The sequence below is a fragment of the Exiguobacterium sp. s160 genome (genome assembly GCF_018617575.1).
In the GTDB taxonomy this organism is placed as follows: domain Bacteria; phylum Bacillota; class Bacilli; order Exiguobacteriales; family Exiguobacteriaceae; genus Exiguobacterium; species Exiguobacterium aestuarii_A.
In genome coordinates, this window is the sequence record NZ_JACSKK010000007.1 from 80,945 (window position 1) to 106,200 (window position 25,256).

Genomic DNA, 25,256 nt, shown 5'->3' on the forward strand with positions numbered 1-25,256 from the left:
ATGACCTGACATCAACTCTTTACTTCGCTAAAATGATAAACGGTTGACTCACTCACGAGATGTAGAAAGGATGTCCGCCATGATCACATTGTCGTCCGTCCATAAGCGTTATGGACAAGAGATGGCCGTTCGCGATGTATCGCTTCACATTCGAAAAGGGGAGATTTACGGCATCATTGGCGCAAGCGGTGCCGGGAAGTCGACGCTCCTTCGATTGATGAATGTATTGGAGCGACCCGATAGTGGAAGTGTCATAGTCGATGGCGACCAGTTGACCGAGCTCTCCAATCGGGAACTCCGCAAGAAGCGACATCGGATCGGTATGATTTTTCAACAATTTAATCTTGTCGCGAATAAGACCGTCTTTGATAACGTCCTCGATTCACTGAAGCTTGCCAAGCGCCCGAGAGGATCATGGGAAGCACGCGTGATGGAATGTCTCCAGTTCGTCGGACTCGAAGCGTATCGCGATAAATATCCTTCCCAGTTGAGTGGTGGACAAAAGCAACGGGTCGCCATCGCTCGGGCACTCGCAAGCGAACCGAGCGTGCTCCTATGCGATGAGCCGACCTCTTCCCTCGACCCGAACACGACGGCAGAAGTGTTACGTGTTCTTCAGTCGGTCAATGAACAACTTGGCGTCACCATCGTCCTCGTCACGCATGAGATGGATGTCATTCGTCAAATCTGTCATCGCGTCACCGTCATGGCAGAAGGAGCCGTTCATGAGACGATTGAACGGGAGCCGTCGGGTGTGGTGGCCATCGATCAGAACCCAAGTTGGTTCGTCGAACAGTTACGGAAGGAGGGCGAACCGAATGCCTGACATCCTGTTACGCTATCAATCGGAGATTTGGCAGTCCATCGCTGAGACGTTCATCATGGTCGGGGTGTCGATTCTCGCAGCAATCCTAGTCGGACTTCCGTTAGGCACGTGGCTTTATCTTTCGCGTAAAGGACAACTGTTAGAGAACCAAGTCGTCTTCTCTGTCCTCAACTTAGTCGTGAACATCGTCCGGTCTTTCCCGTTCTTGTTACTCGTCGTGTTTTTGATTCCATTTACACGACTCATCATCGGGACGGCCATTGGAACAGCGGCAGCGACGGTGCCACTTTCCATCATTGCCATCGCGCATTATGCGCGTCTCGTCGAACAATCATTGATTGATGTTCCGCGCGGGGTCGTCGAAGCGGCGCTCTCGATGGGGGCGTCGGTGAAAGATATCATCTTCAAGTTTCTTTACGTCGAAGCCAGATCCGGTCTCGTACTCGGATTGACGACATCCATCATCAGCTTTATCTCATACTCGACAATCATGGGGGTCGTCGGGGGCGGTGGCATCGGTGACTTTGCCATCCGTTATGGGTATCAGCAATTTCAGACAGAACTCATGCTCTATATGATTCTCATCATGCTCGTCTTCGTACAGCTGATCCAGTTCACGGGCACGACCGTGGCACGAATCATCGACAAACGCTAAACAGAAAGTAGGAAATGAATATGAAAAAATTGATGGCACTTCTTGCCTCGCTCACACTCGTCCTCGCCGCATGTGGGAACGACACAGAAACACAAACAGAACAATCGAACGAACCACAGACGTTGAAAGTCGCGTCACTCATCCCACCGATGACAGATATGCTTGAAATCGCAAAAGAACAGCTTGCAGAAGAGAACATCGAACTCGAAATCGTCGTCCTCGGAGACAATGTTCAACCGAACTCGGCACTCGCGGCAAAAGAAGTCGATGCGAACTTCTTCCAACACGTTCCGTACATGGAAGAGTTCAACCGCAGCAATGATGCGAATCTCGTTCCGATCGAACCGATTTATTTCGCAAACTACGGTGTATACGCGAAAAACTATGACAACATGGAAGACATTCCGGAAGGCGCGACAATCGCCATCGCCAACGACGTATCGAACATCGACCGCTCGCTCTCCCTTCTTGCACAACATGATGTGATCGAACTCGGAGAGAAAGAAGGCACGTACTATACACAAGCCGATATCACATCGAATCCGAAAAACTTCAAGTTTGAAGAAGTCGACTTGTTGATGCTCGCTCGTGCATATGATGATGTCGATGCGGTCTTGATGACACCGGCTTACGCGGCACCGCTCGGTTTGACGCCGAAGAGTGACGCACTCCTAACAGAAGGTGTCGAGAACGATTTCGCGATCACGCTCGTCGCACGTGAAGACAACCAGGACGACGAAGCGATCCAAAAACTCGGAGAGGCTCTCACGAGCGATGAAGTCCGTGCGTTCTTAGAAGAAAACTATGCAGAAACGGCGATTCCGGCGTTTTAATTAATTCCGTACTCAACGTAAGATATCTTGTTCAAACGAAGTAATGACTTGTTGCGTCACGCGTAGATAGTCTTGTTCAGATTGAGCTGACTCGTAAAGGAACCAAATACCGTCTTCATCTGGAGAATGACTGCCCAGCCTTCGTCGTGCGTCGACGTCGATATCATGGGGGTCATTTTTTGTGGGCTAATTTGTTCTCCCCAATATGTTTGAAAGCCAGTGGGCGGAGCTTGAGCCAATACGACGATGAACGAACCACCATGCCGATTGAATTGAAAGGTGACTAAATCAATTCGGTCAGATTGAATGCGCCGAAAGTGAGGGAACGATCCTTGAAATTGATGTGACCGCAAATAAGGAACGACTTCCCGTTTCAAGAAGGCAATCATGTCTTTTCGTTGTTGGGATAGCATGAGAATCTCCTTTAAGTAGTTTAGTTAGAATATATACAAAAATCGGATTGAGCGCATGCTCAATCCGATTTAATTAATACTCTTCGTATTCTCTTGGATCTTGGTCATCGATGCGACCATCTGGCTTCGTCAACGCATTGAGCGTCTCCATCTCTTCCTCGGTCAATTCGAAGTTGAAGACATCGAGATTCTCTTTCTGATGCAATTCGCTAGACGAGCGGGCGAGCGGAATCACACCGAGCTGGATATGCCAGCGCAAGATGACTTGAGAGACGCTCTTTCCTTTTTGTTTCGCGAGTTCGGTGATCTTCTCGTCGTGGATGACCGTACGGGCGCGACTGAGCGGGCTCCATGCCTCTGTGATGATGCCACGCTCCTTATCGGCTTGCCGCTGCTCGACTTGCGAGAAGTACGGGTGTAACTCGATTTGGTTGATGACCGGTGTTTCTCCCGTCTCCTCAATCAAACGGTCGAGATGTTCCGGCATGAAGTTCGAGACCCCGATAGAGCGAATCCATCCGTTTTTCTTCGCCTGAATCAAGGCACGCCATGCCTCGACGTACTTGTTTTGCTTCGGGTTTGGCCAATGCAAGAGGAACAAATCCCAATAGTCGAGGTTTGCTCGATACAAGGACTCTCGAATCATCTCGAGTGCTTGGTCGTAGTCATAATATTGCGCGCGCAATTTTGACGTTAAGAAAAGTTGTTCGCGCGGGATGCCGGATTGGCGAACGGCCTCACCGACCGCTCCTTCATTATCATAACGAATCGCCGAATCGATGAGTCGATATCCGTTTCGGATGGCGCACGTAATGGCGTCGACCCCTGCTTCACCTTTCAAATAAACCGTTCCGAGTCCAATGGCCGGAATCTCATAACCGTCATGTAGCTTGATTGTTGGAATACCCATCAAATGCCTCCCCATTCAAAATCCGTTCTCTTCTCCGCTATTCCACTTTCCTCGGAAATGAAACGTTTGAATGTGAGGTCAACGACGAAAGGCTTTGATCAACCCTTCGGCCAGGTCGAGGATACACACGACGATGATCGTGAACAAAATACTCCATACACCCCAGCGACTGATTGTTTCGATGTCGATATTCGTTTGTTCAGCAATCAAAGAGAGCGCTTCGGTCGAAATTAGATCAGGTTGCAGTAAAATGAGTGCCGTGACGACGATCCATACGATATTGAAGAGGGCGTTCCACAAGGCGAGCGGCTTCGTCCAGTGTCGAACGATCCATTTGTAAATGGCGATCGCGATGCCGAAAACGGCCAAAGCAATGACAAATGGGAAGAATTGATTCAAGACGGACGAATTGAGTAGCGGATAGGATTCGCTATCCGCGACGACGCGAATCAACTGCTCGGCATTGACGTACAATACGACCATCAAAACAGTGGCGACAACATCAAACAAGATTGAACTAAGAGAGATTGAGGTCGAACGAGGTTTCATCTTTTTCAGTTGCTCAGGTTTCCAACTCGAGAAGGGGACTTCGCCCTCAGGTACGGTCCGTTCGATGATGAAGAACGTGAGGGTAATCCAGAATAGCGTCTGGACGACAACATTGAAGATGGCAGCCCCGGTTTGAAGGAATGCTTGAATCAAGAATTGACTCCAAGACGTGTCGTCAATCGGGTTGGTCAAATAACCGATAATGGAGAGAATTGTGATGACCGTGACGGCAATCGGTAAGACGATCTTGATGATGTTCACGTACTGTGTGAAGAAAGCTGGTCCGATGAGATGGAGGGGACGATTCGCATAACGAGCGGCGAGAACATGAGGGTCGCCGAGTTCGCGCAACGCTTCAAATAAGGCAGTTTCAGACGGGTCATTTCCAGTCATGTCATCGATGGTCGATTCCAATTCAAGGGCGACATCTTGCCGCATCGATTCAGGGATTCGAGAAGTGACTTCATCGATATACACATCACGAAGATTCATGATCATTTCCTCCTTCAATGAGACGGGTCAACGTTTTCGACATCTTCATCCATTCTTCATACAATTCATTCAAAATAGCCATTCCATCGGGGCTGAGCACATAGTACTTTCGAGGTCGACTTTCCGTCGTATCCCAGGAGCTCGTGACGAGTCCTTGTTTTTCAAGTCGACGTAAGAGCGGATAGAGCGTGCTTTGATCAATGTTGATCTCGGCATCAAGTAGTGCTTGGACGAGTGAGTAACCATACTGTGGTGTCTTCAACTGACTGAGCACCGCAATCGTCAACGTACCACGACGCAATTCCGTCACCAACGAGGCTTTGACATCGGACATTTTTTCGCCTCCTTTATTCGTTCATCTTTATACTGTATATAATACACTATAAGTCTTCATACATCAATGTAGTTAATCATATAAAAAAGAAATTGAGTCTTTTCCTGATTCTGGGATAATGAAGGGGAGGTGATGTTCATGAAATGGTGGTGGATAGTTAGCGGCGTGGTGATCGCCAGTTTATTGACGATCAATGCACAATGGTATGGGAATGCAGGGACGTTCGGGGTGCCGATTGGATGGATGATCACGCTATTGGTCATGACTCATTTTCGAAAGCCGACATCAACTCGATGGACTGTGGCGTTTGGGGTGATCAACGTCAGTATCGGAATCGTGTTATCTGTACCGACTTATTCGGTAGCGGAAGCGGAAGAGACGTTGGACAAAACATACAGTGATGTGACGTACATGGAAAGCGTACCGACGACCGGGGGAGAATGGAATCCATTTACCCCTCGAAGGGGCTACCGATTTGAGACGGGGAGCGGAAAAGCGGTCTTGTTCATCCCGGACTCCGGGAAAACATTTGAACTGTAAAAAAGACTCGCTCTCATGATAGAGGGCGAGTCTTCTTATTAGTTGCGAATCATGTAGTCGAAGGCGCCGAGTGCGGCTGTCGCACCAGAACCCATCGAGATGATGATTTGTTTGTAGGCGCTGTTCGTGCAGTCTCCCGCTGCGAACACACCTGGGACGTTCGTCGCGCCATGACGGTCGACAACGATTTCCCCGAAGTTGTTGCGTTCGACCGAGTCGAGCCAGTCCGTGTTCGGGACGAGGCCGATTTGGACGAAGACGCCTTCAAGTTCGACATGGTGTGACTCGTTCGTTTCACGAGACACATACGAGATGCCGTTCACTTTGTCCGTACCTGTGATTTCTGTCGTCTGAGCGTTCGTGATGACAGTCACGTTCGGGAGGCTGTGGAGACGGTCTTGAAGCACTTGATCGGCCTTGAGTTCAGGAGCGAACTCGAGGACCGTCACGTGTTTGACGATACCAGCGAGATCGATAGCCGCTTCGATCCCAGAGTTACCGCCACCGATGACCGCGACACGTTTCCCTTCGAAGAGAGGACCGTCACAGTGCGGGCAGTAAGCGACCCCTTTGTTTTTGAACTCCGCCTCACCTGGGACGTTGACGTTACGCCAGCGTGCACCAGTTGAGAGGATGACGCTCTTACTCTTCAAGACAGCACCGTTCTCGAGTTCGATCTCGACGAGGTCATTTTTCTCAAGGCGCTTCGCGCGTTGGAGGTTCATGACGTCGATCCCGTACTCTTTGACATGCTCTTCTAGACTTGCGACAAGCTTTGGACCTTCTGTATAAGCGGTACCGATAAAGTTCTCGATGCCCATCGTGTCCATCACTTGGCCACCGAAGCGCTCCGCGATGATTCCTGTACGGATTCCTTTACGAGCCGCGTATACGGCCGCACTCGCACCAGCTGGACCGCCACCGACGACGAGGACGTCGTACGGGTCTTTGTCCGAGAACGCAGACGCGTCAGGACCTGTACCGAGTTTCGACAAGATCTCTTCGAGTGACATCCGACCGTTACCGAACGATTCTCCGTTCAAGAAGACCGTCGGGACAGCCATGATCTCTTTCGCTTCCACTTCATCTTTGAATGCGGCTCCATCGATCATCGTGTGGGTGATGTTCGGGTTGAGGACGCTCATGACGTTTAGCGCTTGCACGACGTCAGGACAGTTGTGGCAGCTGAGGCTGATGTATGACTCGAAGTGATACGTGCCTTCGATGTTTTGAATTTGTTTGATCGTGTCCGCATCGACTTTCGGTGCGCGCCCGCTCACTTGGAGGAGGGCGAGGACGAGTGATGTGAACTCGTGTCCGAGTGGAATCCCCGCGAAGACGATTCCTGTCTCTTCAGACGGACGATTCACGCTGAAGCTCGGTGTACGCTCGAGTGTCGCGCGTTCGACCGAGATGCGTGATGACATGCTGGCGAGTTCGTTGACGAGCTCGAGCATCTCGTTTGAGACTTTGTCTTCCCCAGCACTCACACGGAGGACGACGTCGCCCTCCATGAGCTGGAGATATTGGTCGAGCTGTTGTTTAATCGCTGCTTCTAACATGCAATCGCTCCTTACAATTTACCGACGAGGTCAAGGCTTGGGCGGAGTGTTTCAGAACCCTCTTCCCATTTCGCTGGGCAGACTTCGCCTGGGTTGTTGCGTACGTATTGTGCTGCTTTGACTTTGTTGACGAGCGTGCTCGCGTCACGGCCGATGCCGCCAGCGTTGATCTCGACAGTTTGGATGACGCCGTCTGGGTCAATGATGAACGTACCACGGTCTGCGAGACCGTCTTCTTCGTTCAAGACGTCGAAGTTGCGTGAGATGACGTGTGATGGGTCACCGATCATGATGTACTCGATTTTTCCGATTTTCTCAGATGTTTCGTGCCAAGCTTTATGTGTGAAGTGTGTGTCTGTTGAGACAGAGTAAACTTCTACACCGAGGTTTTTGAGTGTAGCGTACTCGTTTTGAAGGTCTTCGAGTTCAGTTGGGCAGACGAATGTGAAGTCAGCTGGGTAGAAGCAGACAACGCTCCATTTACCTTTGAGATCGTTCTCTGTAACTTCGAGGAATTCACCTGTTTGGAATGCTTGTGCTTTGAATGGTAGTACTTCTTTGCCGATTAATGACATGGGTTATGTCCTCCTTGTTTTTTACTCTAGCGTTTCTATCTCGACTAGAATAATTATAATGTAATACTAACTTCATATAACGAGCTGAAATTGTCAAGGCGTTTGCATGCTTTGAAAGTATAAGGCATATCAATAGATTGTCTGTATTTGGCTTAATAAAAGCAAAGAAAACGATTACATATAAATAGGTATTTTTATCTCATTTTTCGTATTTTGAAAAACGAATAGCATGAGTATAGTTACTAATATTTTGGAAAGGGTTATACATTTTCTCGGCATGATTTGTTTGATTATCAATTACATCAATAAAATAACCTTAATCAAAAGTAGCGATTAAGGTTGAAGAATTTGCTGTATAATTTTTTCTCGATACAAAGCACGGTCTTTACTTTTCCGAAGTCGAGCATGACAGTTAGGACAAGTAGCTATTACTTGTTCAGGGAGAGCCAATCCTTCATCGGATTCTTTATATAATGAGTAAAGTTCTAAATATGGTCCTTGTTCAGTATCAAATGGTGCGGCTTGACCACATGCCTCACAGTGATTATTTGCTCTCGCAAGTACGTAATAGTATAAGGCAGCTGTCTGTTCCCTAACTTGACACTTTCGAATCGACATACTTAATCCAGTCGCACGCTTTGGGTCACGATTAGCGATTTGTTCGAGTTCCTCAATTGACTTGTATCTCATAGTTGTTGCATATTCGTGAGATTCTTCCTGTACGACGTGGAGTGGTTCAAAAGCAAAAACGATGACTTCTCGCTGATTTTGATGCTTGTCGATTCCAAATTGAATATCATAACCAATCAAAACAAGTTGATCTACGAAGTGATAATTTCCTTTTCCAAGAGACTCAAATAAGTAAACGTCCTCACCATTTTCGATATGGTGGAGAAGCGCTTTATTTCCGAAAGAAAAAGTTTGATTTCCTTCTTGACCTTCACCGCTATAATAGAACAAACCATCTTCTTCGCTCCAGCCATTCTTATAACCAAATTCTTGATCCATCCCACTATCGAAAATAAAAATAAGTTTATGCTTGTTAGGTGTACTGATTCCTCGTTGACGGCTTCCACCATATTGATCATGAATAAAGGAACATCTATACACTTTATTTTTTTCGAACAGCATAAAGCACCTCATTTCCAGGTTTTTCTTTTAAATAGAGTGTAGCATGCTTTATTGCTAAAAACGAAAAAGACAGAGGATGTCCTCTGTCTTCACAAGTCACTCCGCCATCAACGCACACACCGCATTCGAATACGCTACCGGATCTTCAATCGGTAACCCTTCAATGAGGAGGGCTTGTTGATATAAGAGGTCTGTATATTGTTTCGCTTTCGCTTCATCTTCCTTATACACACGTTGGAGTGTCTGGAAAATGGCGTGGTCGGCGTTCACTTCGAGCACTTTCTCCGCTTTCATGTCGCCACCGTTTGGCATCGCGTTCAAAATCTTCTCCATCTCAATCGAGACGTCACCTGCGACCGTCAAGCAGACCGGATGTGACTTGAGGCGTGTCGAGGCACGCACTTCTTTGACGCGGTCTCCGAGCTCTTCTTTCATGAATGTAAACAGGTCTTGGTTGTCCTCGTTGAGCGATTTCGCTTCCGCGTCATCGAGACCGAGGTCGCCGCTCGCAATCGACTTGAACTCTTTGTCGTCATACGACTGCAGCATCTTGATTGCGAACTCGTCGATTTCTTCTGTGAAGTAGAGGATTTCATATCCTTCCTCTTTCAAGCGCTCTGCTTGTGGTAAGAGGTCGATGCGATGAATCGATTCGCCTGTCGCATAGTAGATATACTTCTGATCTTCTTTCATCCGCTCAACGTACTCTTTGAGCGAGACGAGTTTCTTCTCATGAGAAGAATGGAAGAGAATCAAGTCTTTCAATTCGTCTTTGGCTGCGCCGAACTGGTCGTACACACCGAACTTCAATTGGCGACCGAACGACTCGTAGAACTTCTCGTAGTCCTCACGCTCGTTTTGGAGCATCTTCTCGAGCATCCCTTTGATTTTGGACTTCACGTTCTTCGCAATCACGCGAAGCTGACGGTCTTGCTGCAACATTTCACGGGAAATGTTGAGTGAGAGGTCTTCAGAGTCAACCATCCCTTTGACGAAACCGAAATAGTCCGGCAAGAGGTCGGGTGACTTTTCCATGATCAACACGCCGTTCGAGTAGAGCTCGAGCCCTTTCTCAAATTCTTTCGTGTAATAGTCGAACGGAACCGTTGACGGGATGTAGAGGATTGATTGATAACGAATCGTCCCGTCGACGTTCAAGTGAAGGTGCTTGAGCGGCTCATCAAAACCGTAGCGCTTCTCGTGATAGAACGCCTTATAATCCTCATCTTTGAGTTCGCTCTTACGCTTCCGCCAAATCGGCACCATGCTGTTGACGGTCTCTTCTTCCTTGTAGTCCTCATACTCTTCTGAGTCCTCTTTTTGACGATGTTTCGTCACATCGAGTTTGATTGGATAACGGATGAAGTCCGAATGTTTCTTGATGAGCGAACGAATTTCATACTCTTCAAGGAATGACGAGTACGCGTCATCTTCAGTGTCTGCTTTCAAGTGGAGCGTGATTTCTGTACCGATGTCCGCCTTGTCTGTCGGTTCGATTGCATAGCCGTCTGTGCCTTCTGACTCCCATACGTATCCTTGATCACTGTCAATCGAGCGAGTCCGCACGGTCACACGGTCAGCGACCATGAATGCAGAATAGAATCCGACCCCGAATTGACCGATGAGGCTATGGTCTTCTTCCATCTTCGTCGCCTGTTTCATGGCGAGTGAACCGCTCTTTGCAATAATTCCGAGGTTCGTTTCAAGTTCTTCTTCTGTCATCCCGATGCCCGTGTCGCGAATCGTAATCGTCCGTGCCTCTTTATCGAGTTCGATTTTGACGAAGTAATCGTCTTTGTTGAACTCGATGCTCTCGTCGGAGAGGGCGCGATAATACATCTTATCGATCGCGTCACTTGCGTTCGAGATGAGCTCGCGCAAGAAGATGTCCTTATGTGTATAAATTGAGTGGACCATCAACTCTAAAATTCGTTTCGATTCCGTTTGAAACTGTTTCTTTGTCATGATCGTTCTCCCTTTTTTGTCTGTATTTTGGCACTCTTGTATAAAGAGTGCTAACACTATTGATTATCCTAAAAATTAGGAAGATGTCAACCGGATTTGAAGAAAAGATTGACGAGGACGTAGGTTTCGCATATAGTTGAGTACATGCGATGAGCTGGTCTATGTAAGACGGCGGACATTCCCTTGAGGAGCACGTTGTGGAGCGTGGTCCGTCGCGGTAGACTTTCGAGAGCACCTCTAGTGAGAGGTGCTCATTTTTTTTTGTATACGGGAATAGAATGATGAACTTAAATACGATTCACCACGTCGCAATCATTGCGTCGGATTACGATAAAGCCAAGCAGTTTTATGTCGAGGCACTCGGATTCGAAGTGATTCGAGAACACCACCGCCCGGAGAAACAGGATCACAAAATCGACTTACGTCTTGGTACATATGAGCTCGAGCTGTTCATCAAACCGAATAGTCCCGAGCGTCCAAATTTCCCAGAGGCGCGCGGTCTTCGACACTTGGCGTTTAAAGTCCACGACATCGAGTCCGTCGTTGCCGAATTAAACGAACGTGGGATTGCGACAGAACCGATTCGTCGTGATGATTTTACAGGAGAGAAGATGACTTTCTTCTTCGACCCGGATGGACTACCGTTAGAACTTCACGAATAAACCCCTTCACAAGGAAGGGGTTTTCTTATGCCCGAATGGATGCGAGTAACATCTCTTTTAATACGTTGATTTGCACAGCCGGTTCGATATCGTCCTCTAAATAACTGATATGCGACTTCAGCATGATATTGTTGCCGAACGTCCCGAATGCATTGATGATCGTAACAATTGTCACTTTCACATCGATATCTGGTCGGAACGAGCCATCACGCTTTCCGTCTTCGATCAACGGTTCAAGCGTCTGCATGATTCGTCGTTGTACGTCAATGTATGTCTCGATGCCAGGAAGGGGTGTGGCGACGAACGATGCATAGCTCTCGAACGCCTCACGAAAACGGGCGTGGTCCGTCCGCTTCAACTGCATCTCGAAAAAATAGTTCAAGATAATCTCGAGCCGTTCATAGGCGTTACCTTCCTCGTTCACAAACTGTTCAAATCGCTCGAGTGTCGGCTGTAGATTTTTGACGGCCGCTGCGACGATCAATTGGTCTTTCTTCGGAAAATAGCGAAACAGTGTCGCTACCCCAATCCCTGCCGCATCCGCAATGTCCTGCATTTGAACTTTCTCAAAGCCATTCTCTAAAAATAAGCGTTCGGCCTCTTGGATAATCAGCTGGATTCGTTCTTCTTTGTTTTGTTGTCGTTTACTCAATTCGATCACCTCATTGTCTGTCATAAGTATATCGTCTTCGAGCAGTTTCGTTGAGATTAATGTCACATCCAATTATTATTATGATAGTTATACTATCACAATTTAACGAATGGAGCTGGGACAATGCGTTTACAGGGGAAAGTAGCGGTCATCACAGGGGCAGGAAGCGGTATGGGAGAGTCGACGGCACGTCTATTCGCCAAAGAAGGGGCGACGGTTGTCGCAACAGATATCAATGAACAAGGGGTACAAAGCGTAGTCGAGTCGATTCGTGCACAAGGTGGGGAAGCCATCGCGGTGAAGCATGACGTGACCTCACGTTCAAGTTGGGAAGACGTATTTGCAGAAGTGGAAGCGACGTGTGGAAAATTGGATATCCTCATCAATAATGCCGGAATCGCACTCGCGAAACCGTTCTTGGAACAGACAGAAGAGGACTGGGCGCGCACGTATCGCATCAACATCGATGGGGTAATGTTAGGGACGCAGTATGCGATTCCGCTCATGACAGAGAATGGCGGAGGATCAATCGTCAACATCTCCTCCATCTCAGCACTGACAGGTATGGCAGGTGCCGGGGCATACACGGCCTCAAAAGGTGCTGTCCGTTCTCTCACAAAAGCAGCGGCCGTCGATTACGGGAAGCAAAACATTCGGGTCAACTCGGTGCATCCGGGGTATATCGTGACACCGATGAGTGCGCCGCATATGGAACATCCGGACTATAAGCAGCACTTCTTGAATCAAATCGCTTTGCCGAATCTCGGACAAGCGGATGAGGTGGCGGCAGCCGTCCTCTTCCTCGCGTCAGACGAAGCGAATCATATTAGCGGGATCGAACTTCCGGTAGACGGTGGCGTGACGGCGAAATAATCGAGAGAGCATCCTGATGTGATGACACCTCGTGTTATATTAAGAAAAGAGGTGAAGTCATGATTCAGTTTGAGATGGAACGAGTATGGATGGATGAAACGGAGCTGTTTTATCAAGTTCAGCTTCAACTTCAGTCTTCTGCCTGCACCAGTAATCAGTTGATTTATTTAGATGATGCGAGTCTTGAGGATCTTCATCAAAAGATCGATCAATTCAATCAAGCGTGGGGCAAAGAACCAATCACATGGAGACTGCTCGATGAAGAAGAGGATTCGGATGATTTGCAAGTCAATCTAACCTTCACGTTGATTGACCGCATCGGGACCATCCAAGTCGATATTTTCATTCATGATGAATGGCAGTTTGACTCATTTGACCACATTCATATGAAATGTAGAATGAGGACGACAATGGGCCAGCTCGATGACTTGAGCGCTCAACTCAAACGTTTCATTCGTCGTGAGACCGACCATGTCGCATCACTTCGACCAGAATAAAAAACAAGCCTAGACGCGCGTCTAGGCTTGTTTTAGTACCATTCTTTCGGCTCGTAATTCAATTCGCGGAACAACTGCTCACGTTCTTTTTTCGAAAGGTCGCGCCATTGTCCAGGCGGGAGTTTCCCGAGCGTGATGTTCATGACACGCACGCGTTGGAGGCGGAACACTTCGTATCCGAGCGCCTCACACATCCGACGGATTTGACGGTTGAGTCCTTGCGTGAGGGTGATGTTGAAGTCGAACTTCGAGAGCGGGCGGACTTTACACGGAAGCGTCTTCTGCCCGAGGATTTTGACGCCGGCTTCCATCTGTTCGACGAACTCCGGTGTGATTGGCTTATCGACCGAGACGATGTATTCTTTCTCGTGCTCGCCTTCTGCGCGAAGAATCTCGTTGACGATATCGCCGTCGTTTGTCATGAGGATGAGACCTTCCGAGTCTTTATCAAGACGACCGATGTTGAAGATGCGGAGCGGGTGGTTGACCATGTCGACCAAGTTTCCTTTTACTTTCTTCTCTGTCGTACTCGTGATCCCGACCGGCTTATGAACGGCGATATACACGTTGTTTCGTGCGACACGTGCGACCGAACCGTTGACGAGGACTTCATCCCCCGGTTTGACCTGATCGCCGATTTTTGCTTTTTTCCCATTGATGGTGACGCGTCCCTCTTCGACGAGACGATCGGCTTGGCGACGGGACGCCTTGCCTGATTCACTGATGAATTTATTGATGCGCATGTATACACGTCCTTTGTTTGGCTTTGTCCTCTCACTATAACGCATTTTATCAAAATTAGGCGAGAATACTCCCACTTCTAAACGTTCAGGGCGAAGCCCTAGTGAAAGTGGGAAATGAAGCGCCCACCATCCTTTCGGGTATAATATCTTTCAAGGAGGTGAAAAATCATGTTGAAACATAAGGCTTACAAATTCAGAATCTATCCGGCAAAAGAGCAGGAAATCCTGATCGCCAAGACGATCGGTTGTTCGCGTTTCGTCTTCAACCACTTCTTGGCGAAGTGGGATGAAACCTATAAGGCGACAGGAAAAGGACTGTCTTACGGCTCTTGTTCGAAAGAAATCCCTTTGTTGAAGCAGCAGTTCGACTGGTTAAAAGAAGTTGATAGCACCTCTGTGCAGACCAGTGTCAAGCATCTAGCCGATGCCTACGACCGCTTTTTCAAGAAGCAGAACGAACGACCTCGCTTCAAGTCTAAGCGAAACCCTGTCCAATCCTATAAGACGAATATCCAGGGAAAGTCCCAACTTCCTGAAGTATCAATCATCGGTAACAAACTCAAGCTTCCGAAGCTTAAATGGGTGCGCTTTGCCAACTCGAAGCAGGTCGAGGGCCGGATTATTAATGCCACGATTCGTCGCACGGCTTCGGGTAAATACTTCGTATCTTTGCTCGTTGAGCAAGAAATCAACGAACTCCCTAAGACCGGTTCGTCAGTTGGTGTGGATGTGGGTTTAAAAGATTTCGCCATCTTGTCAAACGGAACCGTATATACGAACGACCGTTATTTCGTATCCCTAGAAAAGAAGTTAGTCCGAGAGCAACGCAAGCTTTCTCGACGTCAGTTGATCGCTCTAAATAAGAAAGTAAAATTATCTGAAGCTAAAAATTATCAAAAGCAGAAACGTAAAGTCACTCGAATTCATGAGAAAATCGCGAACAAGCGCAATGATTTCTTACACAAGGTGTCGACCGAGATTGTCAAAAACCACGACATCATCGGAATTGAAACCTTGCAAGTTAAGAATATGCAGAAGAACCGCAAGTTGAGCAAAGCAATCTCTGACGTAAGCTGGTCGGAGTTCCATCGAATGTTGGAATATAAAGCCGATTGGTACGGCAAGACAGTCGTAAAGGTTAGTAAAACTTTTGCTTCCAGCCAACTATGTTCTTGCTGCGGCTACAAACACAAAGACGTTAAGACGAAGCGCTTACGTGAATGGACGTGTCCGAATTGCGGAGTCCATCATGATCGCGATATTAACGCAGGTATGAATTTGAAATTAGAAGCTGAACGAATCTTAGCTTCTTCAACCGTCGGGACGACGGGGCTAGCCTGATAATGTTTCTCTAGATAGAGAGGATAACTCAGGAATCTCCCACCTCTAAGCAACGCGTAGGTGGGAGTAGTTCAAAAACTCTCGAAAGCGGGAAACGAACGGGAGAGGAGGGATGACATGGAGGCAGTACAATTGTTACAAGATGTGATCCGATTTCAAGCGATGTTATGTGAGACATCGTTTGGCCAAGAACTGATTTCGGAGGCATCGCCTGTCCTTTGGTACGGTCGTCCTCGTCCGAATCAATGGCTGACCATCGGGACGAACCCGTCACGCGGCGAATTTTTACATCGAGACGGGACACCGAGAACGGGGAAAGCCCAAAAGTTCTATTGGCGGAACGCGCTCTCGTTTGAAGATTACCTAGGAAATGAAGAGGCGCTGCAAGAAACGATAGAACGAGCATCGTCCTATTTCGAATCGGGTCGCGCGACGACGAGCTGGTTTGGGAAACCGGGTGGCGCCAAACTTGAGGCGCTGTTGAACGGGATGGGGCGAACGTTTTATGACAATCCGGCCTCTGTCATCCACGTCGATTTTTTTAAACTTGCGACGTATGAACAAATGGGGAAGATGAAGGCCGGACGCGGTTGGATGGAGCATCCGACCTCGATCGAGTTACTGGAGCGCACAATTACAACCATCAACCCGACCCGTTTGATTGTGCTCGGGCGAGAGAATTGTCGTGCCTTCACAGGTTTCTCGACTACGGGGAGGCTATCAGCTTATCCTGCCATCACTTATGAAATCGGACGCCATGAATCGGGCATCCCGATGATTGGACTTCATATGAAACCGTCTGAAGTGTTCGTCGGGCTCGGGAATGGTCGGGATTCAAACGGGCTACATTACGGGTCATATGCCAAGCGTGAGCATCTGTTAAGAATCGGACAAGCGCTTGAAACGATTATGGATGAGTGGCTGGCGGATGGACGCGCGTGATACTTCCCCAGAAATTGAATTCATTGAAGTCGATATAGCGCACGTCTTTTGAACGATTATCGAGCACGGCTAACAAGATGACGTCCGAAAACCCCCGTTTTTCAAACTGTAAATAACCGATTCCGGTGACGGAATGATTTTTATAAAAGCCGTTCGCCATATTCAATACAAATGGGCGACTCGCTTTCAGCTCACGCTCAAACGTCGACCATTTCCATAGATAGCGGGAACTCCCTCGACCTTCATACCCGTATCGCTTCCATAATTTCGTGATGATGGTGGCGATTTGAGTCGGGGGCGTCCCTTTCTCGTCTTTGAAATGATGTATGAAGGCGATCTCGCGTACATCCTCTTGAATCTGCGTCACATCATCTGGGATATTCGTATACCCATGGTCTCGGTAAAAGCGGAAAATGGCGGTAATGGACGTTAACGTACAGTTGTTCTTTCCGTTCTCGAACTGGCGTTGGAGCAAGACGGGCACGCCTTCAATCTGTACAGAGCGCTTTAATGTCCAGCGTCCGTGATAACGATCGTTCACATAAAGCTCCGGGGCGATGATTCCAGCATAGCCGTTGTTCGCGACCTCGAGTTGTCCTGCAAATGGGTGCTCCATCTAGGTCTCCCTCCTTTTTCTTTTAGTATACAAAGGACGCCCCATCTCATAAAAGAGAAAGGGCGTCGTTTTCGTTAAAAGACAAGATGCGCGATTCCGACGATGATCGGAAGCGTGATGAACGTCCGTAATAAGAAGATTAAGACGAGGTCGAGGAATGAAATCGGTAGTTTTGAACCGAGCAGTAAGCCCCCGACTTCAGACATGTAGATAAGTTGAGTGACGGACAGTGTGGCGATGACGAAACGTGTCAATTCGCTCTCGATGCCGCTTCCGAGGACGGCCGGCAAGAACATATCGGCGAAACCGACGACCATCGTCTGAGCAGCCTCCGAAGCCTCGGGTACTTGCAAGAGCATCAGGATCGGTTCGAACGGCTTCCCGATAATGGTAAAGAACGGCGTATATTCTGCGATGACGACCGCAATTGTTCCGACCGCCATGACGACAGGGAGTACGCCGATCCACATGTCGAGGACATTCTTGAAGCCGTCTTTGAGTGTCTCTAGGAAACTTTTGCTTGAACGTGACTTTTGTAGCGCTTGTATCAATGCCCACTTCCCAAGTGAAACGTTCGACGGCACGTCTTCTTCCGGTTTGAGCTCTGTCTTCTCATAGGCCGTATCTGCTTTTTTAGATAGTGGATAAATCCGCGGCATGATGAGCGCTGCGACCAAGCCAGATAAGACGATTGCCCCGTAGTACGGTAGGAAGTATTGGTCGAGTTCGACGTATTGTAAGACGACGATAGTAAACGTGATGGAGACGACGGAGAAGGTCGTCGCAATGATCGATGCTTCCCGTTTCGTGTAATAGCCTTCCTCATACTGTTTTGTCGTCAGTAGAATCCCAATCGTCGCATCCCCGACCCATGAAGCGAGCGAGTCGAGTGAGGCGCGCCCTGGCAAGCGGAAGAGTGGGCGCATGATTTTCATCAAGAACGTCCCGACGAACTCGAGAAGCCCAAAGTTCAAGAGGAGCGGTAACAACATACCTGCAAAAAAGAATGTCGCAAACAAGATTGGAATCAAATCAAAGAGCAACAAGCCCCCAGTAAATTCTGACGTAATCATCTCTGGTCCGAGTGTGAGTAGCGTCATGACACCGGCGACAAAACCGATGATGCGCATGACGAACCAAAACGGTGTCACGCTAAAGAGTGCGTTGATGGACGGTCGTTCCACCATAAAAGCAGGGCGTGCCGTAAACAACAATAAAGATCCGACAATCGAAATCCCCATCATGATGACAGCGAGTGTCGGGACGAATTCGCCAATCCACTCAATCAATAGATTGGATAAGAAAGCGACCGGAATCGTAAAGCCTTCTTCTGATGAGATTGGTACGATGAAAAACATGATGCCGATGAGCGATGGAATCAAGAACTTAAAAAAGTCTCGACTCGAAAAAGAAGGTTTCTTTCCGTCTGGTGTTGATGAACCATTCATGATGCATTCCCCATTTCCCCGAAGTGTTTATACTGTCTATGTATCCCCATTACACATCCAGCCCTTATTAAAACGTATTTCTTTATTAGTATAAAAAATATGACCAGGTGCTATCAACCGAATGCGTAAATTTTCTGAAAAATATAAAGTGGACACTAGGCAAAACATTCGTATTCCATAGAGGCATTTAGTATGATGACGGCGAGTCCAACAAATTCAAGATATTTAGAAACTTCATTATAGAGATAGGAGAATGCATCATGAGATTGAGTGTGTTAGACCAGGCGCCGGTCACGTCGGGTCATACAGGCGAGCATGCGCTGAACAGCGCGGTCGAGCTCGCACAAGTCGCAGAGGAGTTAGGATATTACCGGATGTGGATGGCGGAGCACCATGGTGGCATGTCATTCGCAAGTTCGGCTCCAGAGGTGATTGCGGCCTATCTGGCGGCGAAAACGAACAAGATTCGTCTCGGATCAGGCGGCATCATGATGATGCACTATTCGCCACTGAAGATGGCGGAAGTGTTCAAGACGCTCAGCGCCCTGGCACCAGGACGCATCGACTTTGGTGTCGGACGCGCACCAGGCGGGGACGCGAACGCCATCTATGCGATGTCACAAGGGCAGAAGCCAATGATGGACGGTCTTTACGAGAAGCTCGATACGACGCTTCAATTGATCAAAGATGAAGCACCGGAAGAGCGGTGGTATAAGAACACGCCGGCAGCCCCGACAGGCGTCACGCTACCAGAAGCGTGGTTACTCGGATCGAGTGGGAACAGTGCCGTGCAAGCCGGTCGAATGGGACTCGGTTATTCGTTTGCTCAATTTTTCAATGGCGAACTGAGTGCCGAAACACTCGATACGTATCGCCACCACTTCACTCCCTCTGATTTTATGGAGAAACCGGACATCAGCGTCACGTATTTGGTCACGACAGCAGAGACGGAAGAAGAGGCCGAATATTTGGCTCGACCGTCTGATTTGTCGCGGCTCTTCTTGATGCGCGGACAGTTGAGACAGTTATTGAGTCCGGAAGCAGCCCACGACTATCCGCTCACAGAAGTCGATAAAATTCATATCGCCAACAACCGAGCGATCCACCTCGTGGGGACGCCAAAACAAATCGCGGAACAGTTGCGAGATGAATCGGAACGCTATGGTTTCGATGAAGCGATGATTTGTAGCATCCAACATAAGCAAGAAGATCGCTTGAACGTCTATCGCCTACTAGCGAACGAGTTGCTTTGATTCGACGAACACCTTCTCAGATTGAGGAGGTGTTTTTGTATGAATGAAAAACGTTTTCCCATTTTTTCAAAGGTTTTCTCCCTAGTCGGGGCGAAACCAACTACACTATAAGAAAAAGGAACAGGTGGAGGTATACGATGCAACGGATGAAAGGCGACCCATATTATCTATTCGAGCTGTTCACACGCTTGTATCGAATGGTATTTCTAATGGAAGTGACGGATGAAGGCTATCGTTATGTTCATGTGAGCGATCAAGGGAAAGTCGCTTCTTCACTTCCGGATGATGTGGAAGGTCAGTATTTACATGAGATGTATCGCTCAGAAGTGGCGAATGAATTGATTGGACATTATGATGCGGTCGTCGAGACAGGGGAACCTGTCTATTTCATGTCAAAAATGAATATCGAATCCAATACGGCCCGATTCGCCTCCTCTATGCTTGTGCCAATCGAAGATGAATCGGGTGTCGTGCGCTATGTGCTCAGTTTGACGACGGATTTGTCAGAAGAAGCGGAAATCAAGTTGTTACGTAGTATCGAACATATGGATTATTTGACGGGGATGCCGAATTTGATGAAAGTCAAATTGGATCTTGATCAACTGTTTGATCGACAGAGCACGGAAGAAACAAGTGTGATACGCCTACATATCAATCGTTTCAAGATGATGATGTCGCTCCAAGGGGTGGAGCGCTCAAATGAATTGATTAAAGATATCACGCGTCAATTGGCGAATACGCTCCCGAAAGGTTCCATCATCGGTCGGGTCGATGGGGAAGATTTTATCGCGGTCTTGGCCCATGTCCCGATGAAGACGGCCTATATGTATGCGGAACATTTACTTGATGTCATCGCGGGTCATTCTTACAAAGTGGCCGATGCAGAATTTCCGTTATCAAGTTGTATCGGCATCAGTTCGGGAGTTGCTGACGCCGATCGCGTCATCATGAACGCCTCAACGGCTTTACTCGAGGCACGTCAGAACGGTAACCAAACGATTCATCTATATGAACATGATGAGTATGTTCAGCGTTATATTGATGAGATTATGATTGAGACGGAGCTTGTGAAAGCAATCAAACAAGATGAACTATATATGGTCTATCAACCGAAAGTGTCGATGGATGGGTCGATTCATTTCGAGGCGCTCATTCGTTGGAATAGTCCGGTACTTGGGTTCGTCTCTCCTGAAACGTTCATTCGTGTGGCGGAACAGTCATTGCTTATTGAAGACGTGACGCAGTTCGTCATGAATCGAGTCTGTCAGGACGTATCTGCACATGCAGAGCAATTCGAAGGTCGTCGTGTCGCCGTGAATGTGTCGCCGAATTTGTTTCATGAGCATCACATGAATGAATTGGTGACCATCATTTCGTCATACGACCTGAAGCCGGAGCAGTTTGAGTTCGAAGTGACGGAGCATACACTCATGCATGAACCGGTCGCTGCCATCAAAACGGTTGAATCGTTGAAGCAGCAAGGATTCCGATTGGTGATTGATGATTTTGGGGTGAGTTATTCTTCTTTAAATTACTTGAAGCTATTTGAAATCGATGGCATCAAGATTGACCGATCATTCGTTGCACAACTCGATCAAGAGAATGGGATGAAAGAATACGAAATCGTCAAACTGATTGTGTCACTCGCTAAAAAGTTAGAACTCGAAGTGACAGCAGAGGGCGTTGAAACGGAAGAACAGTATCGTATTTTACGTCAGCTCGGCTGTGATGAAATTCAAGGTTATTTCTTTAGCCGCCCGATGGCGCTCGAAAACCTAGATGAGGCACTCGAAATCTTGCATTCTCACCAGGCAGTCTTATCGAAAATTGAACAGCCGTCGCAGTTACTTCATCCTTCACTTGATGAACGCGAGATAAAGCGAATAAAGGCCATCTTACGATTGGAGATTTTAAACACGCCACAAGAAGAACGGTTTGATCGGATTTCTCGTTTGGTCGCACAAACGTTTCAGATGCCGATTGCCTTCATCTCCATCATGACGACGGACCAGCAATGGTTCAAATCGTGTGTCGGGATCGAACTTGAATCTTCTCATCTTAAGCGGGAGTGGACGCTATGTACGCGAGTCGTCACGTCGGAACGTCCGATTGTGATTGAAGATGTGGCAGCTGAAGCATTTGAGAGTGACAGTCCGTGGCTCGATCAAGTCGGGTTCTATGCCGGGGTGCCGCTCCGGACGAAACAAGGTCACGTCATCGGCACTCTTTGTGTGGTAGATGCTCAGGCGAGAACATTCACTGAAGAGAATCTACATGCGCTCGAGTCGTTCACACACTGGGTCATGGCAGAGATTGAACATACAGAAATGTCACGGCGACAAATCAAACGCCAACAAGTCGTAGAGGCATTGTATGAAGCGACGGCACTTCGTATGCCGTTTCAAGACCAGTTGGCACGAGTTCAAGAAATCTTATTGGAATGGGTCGGTTACTCGCATGCGGTGATCTTCTCAAGTGAATCCTCACATCGTCTCTTGGTCGAGAACGGGGTGTCTCGTCTGATGTGGGAGGAAGAAGAACTGCGCACCCTCCATCAACTGACGACGGTCGGTTCACAAACTCTTCAAGAAGGAGAACTGATTGTAGATGGAATTGAGTTCACAACAATTGTCAGCTTCCCTTTGACACATAAACACCAAGTGTTCGGGTGGATTGTCTTATTGGCGGAGCAAGGCAATTTAAACGATCAACTCGACGAAGAAACCCTGCAAGAGTTGGCAGACACGATTCGGTTGCTTGCAAGATGGTTAGAGAACGGAATTCGGAAAGAGCGGAAACAACGCGAAATGATTCGAATTGCGACACAGGATCAACTAACAAAACTCTGTAATCGATATACACTCATGACCGATCTATATAGACAGATTCAGCGTTCACAAACAGTCACATTGTTGTTGATCGATATAGACGACTTCAAACGGATTAATGATCAATATGGTTACCTGATCGGAGATGAGTTATTGATTGAAATCGCACAACGATTGAGCGGATTCGTGGAAACGTTCGGAGGTCAAGTATATCGATTTTCAGCTGATGAATTCGTTGTCGTTCAAGAGGATGTACCTGTTGGCGTAAAGGAGATGAACAACGTTATTTCCCAGGGAATAAACGCGTCAAATGGTGAAACCATACGTCTTACAGTAAGTATCGGGGTCGCCACAATCCAATCTACCTCAACGATTGATTCGATTCTTCAGCAAGCGGATGCGGCTATGTATATTGCGAAGAACAATGGTGGCAACCAATGGTTTCAATACGATGGATATTCAGATGGTGAGGGGTTTTAAGTATGGGGAAATTGTGGTTGATTGAGGGGTTGCCGGGAAGTGGGAAATCCACATTTGCTGAAAAGATATGTGCGTTGAAAGAAGGTGTCTTCTATTCGGAAGTGGACGCTGCTCACCCCGTCGATCTGCATGAAATCTACTGGGTAACGGAACCACCTTCACATGGTACGATTCTTGATGAAATTGAAGACGGATGGCTCGTTCGTTACGATGAAGGGGAAGAGCGCGTAGGAACAGATGTCTATGAGTTGCCCTTTGCACTTCACACACGAATCATGTGCGAACGATGGCGGCGTTATGTAACGAAATTCGAGCAGGAAGAACGTGACGTCATCTTTGAATGTGCGTTGCTTCAAAACCCGTTCACGATTGGGATGGTCGCCCAAGACGTTTCGTTAGAGGCGATTGAAACATACGTTCAAGAAATTTCATCGATTCTTAAACCAATCGAACCAATCATCGTCTATTTGGAGTTAAACGATGTCGCTCGGATATTTCCATTCGTCTACGACGAGCGACCGATTGAATGGCAACAGGGGTTTGTCGAGTATTACACGACAGGTTCCTATGCATCGAAACGTAACCTTGTCGGTGTATCGGGGACGATTGCGGTATTGGCGGACAGACAGCGACTTGAGCTTACATTGCTTGATCGGATTCCGTTTCGTCATGTCCGAATCCAAAATGATGAGCGTTCTTCATTTGAAGAACTAACCAAATTGATAGAAGAGGAGTCGAGCCGTTCATGCAAACCTTGATCAAACATTCGGAACGTTTTTGGTATATGACGCCGCTTGCGCATACGGACCGTCCGATTCTTGGTGCCGTTGTCGGTGACACCCATACGTTACTCATTGACGCAGGCAACTCCGTGGCGCATGCCTCAACCTTTTTAGAACAGCTTCAAGAGCGTGGTCTCCGTGCGCCTTCAATGGTCGCATTGACACATTGGCACTGGGATCACATCTTCGGGCTACCTGCCTTAGAAGGAGTGGTCTCAATCGCAAGCGAGGCGACAAAGCACGAGATGGAGAAGCTCGTCCCTTACGCTTGGGACGATGCATCATTGAATCAACGAGTTGCTGAAGGAATTGAAATCGAGTTTTGTGCCCAGGCGATCCGCGAAGAGTATGGTGATTCGCGAGACATTCAAATCGTTCTGCCGACACTGACGTTTCAGGAGTCGTTGACGCTCGATCTTGGTGGGATCCATGTCATATTGAGGCATGTCGGTGGCGACCATGCGAAAGATTCGGTCGTTATCTATGTCGTGGAAGAACGCGTCTTATTTTTAGGAGACGCGTTGTATGCAAATTTGTATGCTCCGACATGGCGAATGACACCAGAGGAGACACTTCGATTGTTACATGTACTAGAGACATTTGATGCACAACAGATCGTCTGGTCACACGGTGAGATGGTAAGTCGTGAAGCGTTCGCAGCAGATTGCCTTACTTTGAAAAGAATCGCCAAGATTTCGAACGATTTCCCGGGAAATATTGAAAAAATCACCCAATCATACGCTGCACTTGTCAATCGCGAATTGAACGAAGAAGAGCAGGAATTGATTACGTTTTTTGTGAATGGGACGGTGGAGGATTAATGCATACAATTGTACGAATCCATGAAGAAGACGAGTCATTTCAACAGTTTTTGACTGGGAAGCTACGTGATTATAATAATGTTCACTCTGCGCATCATCGCGAGATTCGCAAGGCGATCGTACCGGCTGTTCAATTGAAAATCGAGCAAGACGGACGAATCATTGCTGGCTTGTACGGGAGTGTGTATTGGGGATGGTTCGATTTAGACCGTTTATGGGTGGAGTCGAACGTTCAGGGACAGCGGCTCGGGAGTCGGTTGCTTGAAGAAGGGGAGACGATTGCGAAGTCGCTCGGTGCGACGCGTGTGAAGTTGACGACGTTCTCGTTTCAGGCGAAATCATTTTATGAGCGCTTTGGCTATACGGTCGCCGGTGTGCTACCGGACTACCCACCTGGATCTGACTATTACATGATGATGAAGGAACTATAAAAGGCGACACGAGTGAACTGAACCAAAAAAGTTAGACACTAAATAATTTTGTTAAGCGACTTTTAGAACCTGCGTCCGGTATTCAACCGGGCTCAGGTTTTT

Annotated in this window: 26 protein-coding genes; 14 read left to right on the forward strand and 12 right to left on the reverse strand. The window is 47.8% G+C overall.

From position 1 onward, the window contains the following. The first annotated feature begins 79 nt into the window (after positions 1–79). Genes KNO86_RS12315 through KNO86_RS12325 form a run of 3 tightly spaced genes read left to right on the forward strand, consistent with a single transcriptional unit; the run spans position 80 to position 2,314 of the window. Positions 80–826: a methionine ABC transporter ATP-binding protein gene (locus tag KNO86_RS12315; RefSeq protein ID WP_214696645.1), complete on the forward strand. Its 747-nt coding sequence runs from the start codon at positions 80–82 to the stop codon at positions 824–826. Continuing rightward, entirely contained in the window at positions 819–1,481 is a 663-nt protein-coding gene (locus KNO86_RS12320) for a methionine ABC transporter permease (protein WP_214696647.1), read from the forward strand. The genes KNO86_RS12315 and KNO86_RS12320 overlap by 8 nt, the downstream gene beginning before the upstream one ends. Positions 1,482–1,501: 20 nt before the next feature. Beyond that, positions 1,502–2,314, forward strand: coding sequence for a MetQ/NlpA family ABC transporter substrate-binding protein (locus KNO86_RS12325; protein ID WP_214696649.1), 813 nt, complete (start codon positions 1,502–1,504; stop codon positions 2,312–2,314). A 56-nt stretch (positions 2,315–2,370) separates the two neighbouring features. Here the strand turns inward: KNO86_RS12325 and KNO86_RS14875 are convergent, their stop codons facing one another. From KNO86_RS14875 to KNO86_RS12345, 4 genes are all read right to left on the reverse strand, one after another. Next, entirely contained in the window at positions 2,371–2,727 is a 357-nt protein-coding gene (locus tag KNO86_RS14875) for a DUF4304 domain-containing protein (RefSeq protein WP_214696650.1), read from the reverse strand. A 73-nt stretch (positions 2,728–2,800) separates the two neighbouring features. After that, positions 2,801–3,637, reverse strand: a complete 837-nt coding sequence (locus KNO86_RS12335; protein ID WP_214696652.1) for an aldo/keto reductase — start codon at positions 3,635–3,637, stop codon at positions 2,801–2,803. Positions 3,638–3,715: 78 nt separating this feature from the next. Next, positions 3,716–4,678: an HAAS signaling domain-containing protein gene (locus KNO86_RS12340; protein WP_214696654.1), complete on the reverse strand. Its 963-nt coding sequence runs from the start codon at positions 4,676–4,678 to the stop codon at positions 3,716–3,718. After that, on the reverse strand, positions 4,665–5,012 hold the full coding sequence (locus tag KNO86_RS12345; RefSeq protein ID WP_214696655.1) for a PadR family transcriptional regulator: 348 nt from the start codon (positions 5,010–5,012) through the stop codon (positions 4,665–4,667). Before KNO86_RS12345 ends, KNO86_RS12340 begins: the two co-directional genes overlap by 14 nt. A 138-nt stretch (positions 5,013–5,150) precedes the next feature. Here KNO86_RS12345 and KNO86_RS12350 point away from each other — a divergent pair, with 138 nt between their 5' ends. Next, positions 5,151–5,552, forward strand: a complete 402-nt coding sequence (locus tag KNO86_RS12350; protein ID WP_214696657.1) for a hypothetical protein — start codon at positions 5,151–5,153, stop codon at positions 5,550–5,552. 38 nt (positions 5,553–5,590) lie between these two features. On the opposite strand, the gene ahpF is transcribed toward KNO86_RS12350, so the two are convergent. From ahpF to htpG, 4 genes are all read right to left on the reverse strand, one after another. Further along, entirely contained in the window at positions 5,591–7,114 is a 1,524-nt protein-coding gene (ahpF, locus tag KNO86_RS12355; RefSeq protein ID WP_214696658.1) for an alkyl hydroperoxide reductase subunit F, read from the reverse strand. A gap of 11 nt (positions 7,115–7,125) precedes the next feature. Next, a complete protein-coding gene (gene ahpC / locus KNO86_RS12360; RefSeq protein WP_015880295.1) occupies positions 7,126–7,689 on the reverse strand; it encodes an alkyl hydroperoxide reductase subunit C in 564 nt (187 codons plus the stop codon). A 333-nt stretch (positions 7,690–8,022) separates the two neighbouring features. Then, positions 8,023–8,820: an SRA domain-containing endonuclease gene (locus KNO86_RS12365; RefSeq protein WP_214696660.1), complete on the reverse strand. Its 798-nt coding sequence runs from the start codon at positions 8,818–8,820 to the stop codon at positions 8,023–8,025. A gap of 96 nt (positions 8,821–8,916) precedes the next feature. Next, positions 8,917–10,785: a molecular chaperone HtpG gene (gene htpG / locus KNO86_RS12370; protein ID WP_214696662.1), complete on the reverse strand. Its 1,869-nt coding sequence runs from the start codon at positions 10,783–10,785 to the stop codon at positions 8,917–8,919. Between the two features lie 281 nt (positions 10,786–11,066). Here htpG and gloA2 point away from each other — a divergent pair, with 281 nt between their 5' ends. After that, positions 11,067–11,447: an SMU1112c/YaeR family gloxylase I-like metalloprotein gene (gene gloA2, locus KNO86_RS12375; RefSeq protein WP_214696664.1), complete on the forward strand. Its 381-nt coding sequence runs from the start codon at positions 11,067–11,069 to the stop codon at positions 11,445–11,447. Positions 11,448–11,472: 25 nt separating this feature from the next. Here gloA2 and KNO86_RS12380 read toward each other — a convergent pair whose 3' ends face one another. Continuing rightward, positions 11,473–12,099, reverse strand: a complete 627-nt coding sequence (locus tag KNO86_RS12380; protein ID WP_214696666.1) for a TetR/AcrR family transcriptional regulator — start codon at positions 12,097–12,099, stop codon at positions 11,473–11,475. Positions 12,100–12,222: 123 nt separating this feature from the next. Here KNO86_RS12380 and KNO86_RS12385 point away from each other — a divergent pair, with 123 nt between their 5' ends. Together KNO86_RS12385 and KNO86_RS12390 are read left to right on the forward strand one after the other, a co-directional pair. Then, positions 12,223–12,972 carry an SDR family NAD(P)-dependent oxidoreductase gene (locus KNO86_RS12385; protein WP_031424198.1) on the forward strand — a complete coding sequence of 250 codons (750 nt, stop codon included), beginning with the start codon at positions 12,223–12,225 and terminating at the stop codon, positions 12,970–12,972. A 59-nt stretch (positions 12,973–13,031) separates the two neighbouring features. Next, positions 13,032–13,469 (forward strand): hypothetical protein, encoded by a 438-nt coding sequence (locus KNO86_RS12390; protein WP_214696668.1) that lies wholly within the window; start codon positions 13,032–13,034, stop codon positions 13,467–13,469. A 32-nt stretch (positions 13,470–13,501) separates the two neighbouring features. Here the strand turns inward: KNO86_RS12390 and rluF are convergent, their stop codons facing one another. Beyond that, entirely contained in the window at positions 13,502–14,212 is a 711-nt protein-coding gene (gene rluF, locus KNO86_RS12395; RefSeq protein WP_015880301.1) for a 23S rRNA pseudouridine(2604) synthase RluF, read from the reverse strand. Between the two features lie 168 nt (positions 14,213–14,380). Here rluF and tnpB point away from each other — a divergent pair, with 168 nt between their 5' ends. Next, positions 14,381–15,553, forward strand: coding sequence for an IS200/IS605 family element RNA-guided endonuclease TnpB (gene tnpB, locus KNO86_RS12400; protein ID WP_214696669.1), 1,173 nt, complete (start codon positions 14,381–14,383; stop codon positions 15,551–15,553). Between the two features lie 117 nt (positions 15,554–15,670). After that, a complete protein-coding gene (locus KNO86_RS12405) occupies positions 15,671–16,495 on the forward strand; it encodes a hypothetical protein (protein WP_214696671.1) in 825 nt (274 codons plus the stop codon). On the opposite strand, the gene KNO86_RS12410 is transcribed toward KNO86_RS12405, so the two are convergent. Together KNO86_RS12410 and KNO86_RS12415 are read right to left on the reverse strand one after the other, a co-directional pair. Beyond that, entirely contained in the window at positions 16,461–17,111 is a 651-nt protein-coding gene (locus KNO86_RS12410) for a C39 family peptidase (protein WP_214696678.1), read from the reverse strand. The genes KNO86_RS12405 and KNO86_RS12410 overlap by 35 nt on opposite strands. Before the next feature lie 74 nt (positions 17,112–17,185). Next, positions 17,186–18,559, reverse strand: a complete 1,374-nt coding sequence (locus KNO86_RS12415; RefSeq protein WP_214696680.1) for a YjiH family protein — start codon at positions 18,557–18,559, stop codon at positions 17,186–17,188. 260 nt (positions 18,560–18,819) lie between these two features. Here KNO86_RS12415 and KNO86_RS12420 point away from each other — a divergent pair, with 260 nt between their 5' ends. The 5 genes from KNO86_RS12420 to KNO86_RS12440 all read left to right on the forward strand — a co-directional run bounded on the left by KNO86_RS12420 (position 18,820) and on the right by KNO86_RS12440 (position 25,154). Continuing rightward, the gene (locus tag KNO86_RS12420; RefSeq protein ID WP_214696682.1) at positions 18,820–19,812 is read left to right on the forward strand and encodes an LLM class flavin-dependent oxidoreductase; all 993 of its coding nucleotides are present in this window, start codon (positions 18,820–18,822) and stop codon (positions 19,810–19,812) included. Positions 19,813–19,949: 137 nt separating this feature from the next. After that, positions 19,950–23,120, forward strand: coding sequence for an EAL domain-containing protein (locus tag KNO86_RS12425; protein ID WP_214696683.1), 3,171 nt, complete (start codon positions 19,950–19,952; stop codon positions 23,118–23,120). Between the two features lie 2 nt (positions 23,121–23,122). Continuing rightward, complete coding sequence (locus KNO86_RS12430; RefSeq protein WP_214696685.1) at positions 23,123–23,878, forward strand: P-loop NTPase family protein; 756 nt, start codon at positions 23,123–23,125, stop codon at positions 23,876–23,878. Further along, a complete protein-coding gene (locus KNO86_RS12435; protein ID WP_214696687.1) occupies positions 23,866–24,723 on the forward strand; it encodes an MBL fold metallo-hydrolase in 858 nt (285 codons plus the stop codon). Before KNO86_RS12430 ends, KNO86_RS12435 begins: the two co-directional genes overlap by 13 nt. Beyond that, the gene (locus KNO86_RS12440; RefSeq protein ID WP_214696689.1) at positions 24,723–25,154 is read left to right on the forward strand and encodes a GNAT family N-acetyltransferase; all 432 of its coding nucleotides are present in this window, start codon (positions 24,723–24,725) and stop codon (positions 25,152–25,154) included. Before KNO86_RS12435 ends, KNO86_RS12440 begins: the two co-directional genes overlap by 1 nt. Positions 25,155–25,256 lie beyond the last annotated feature (102 nt).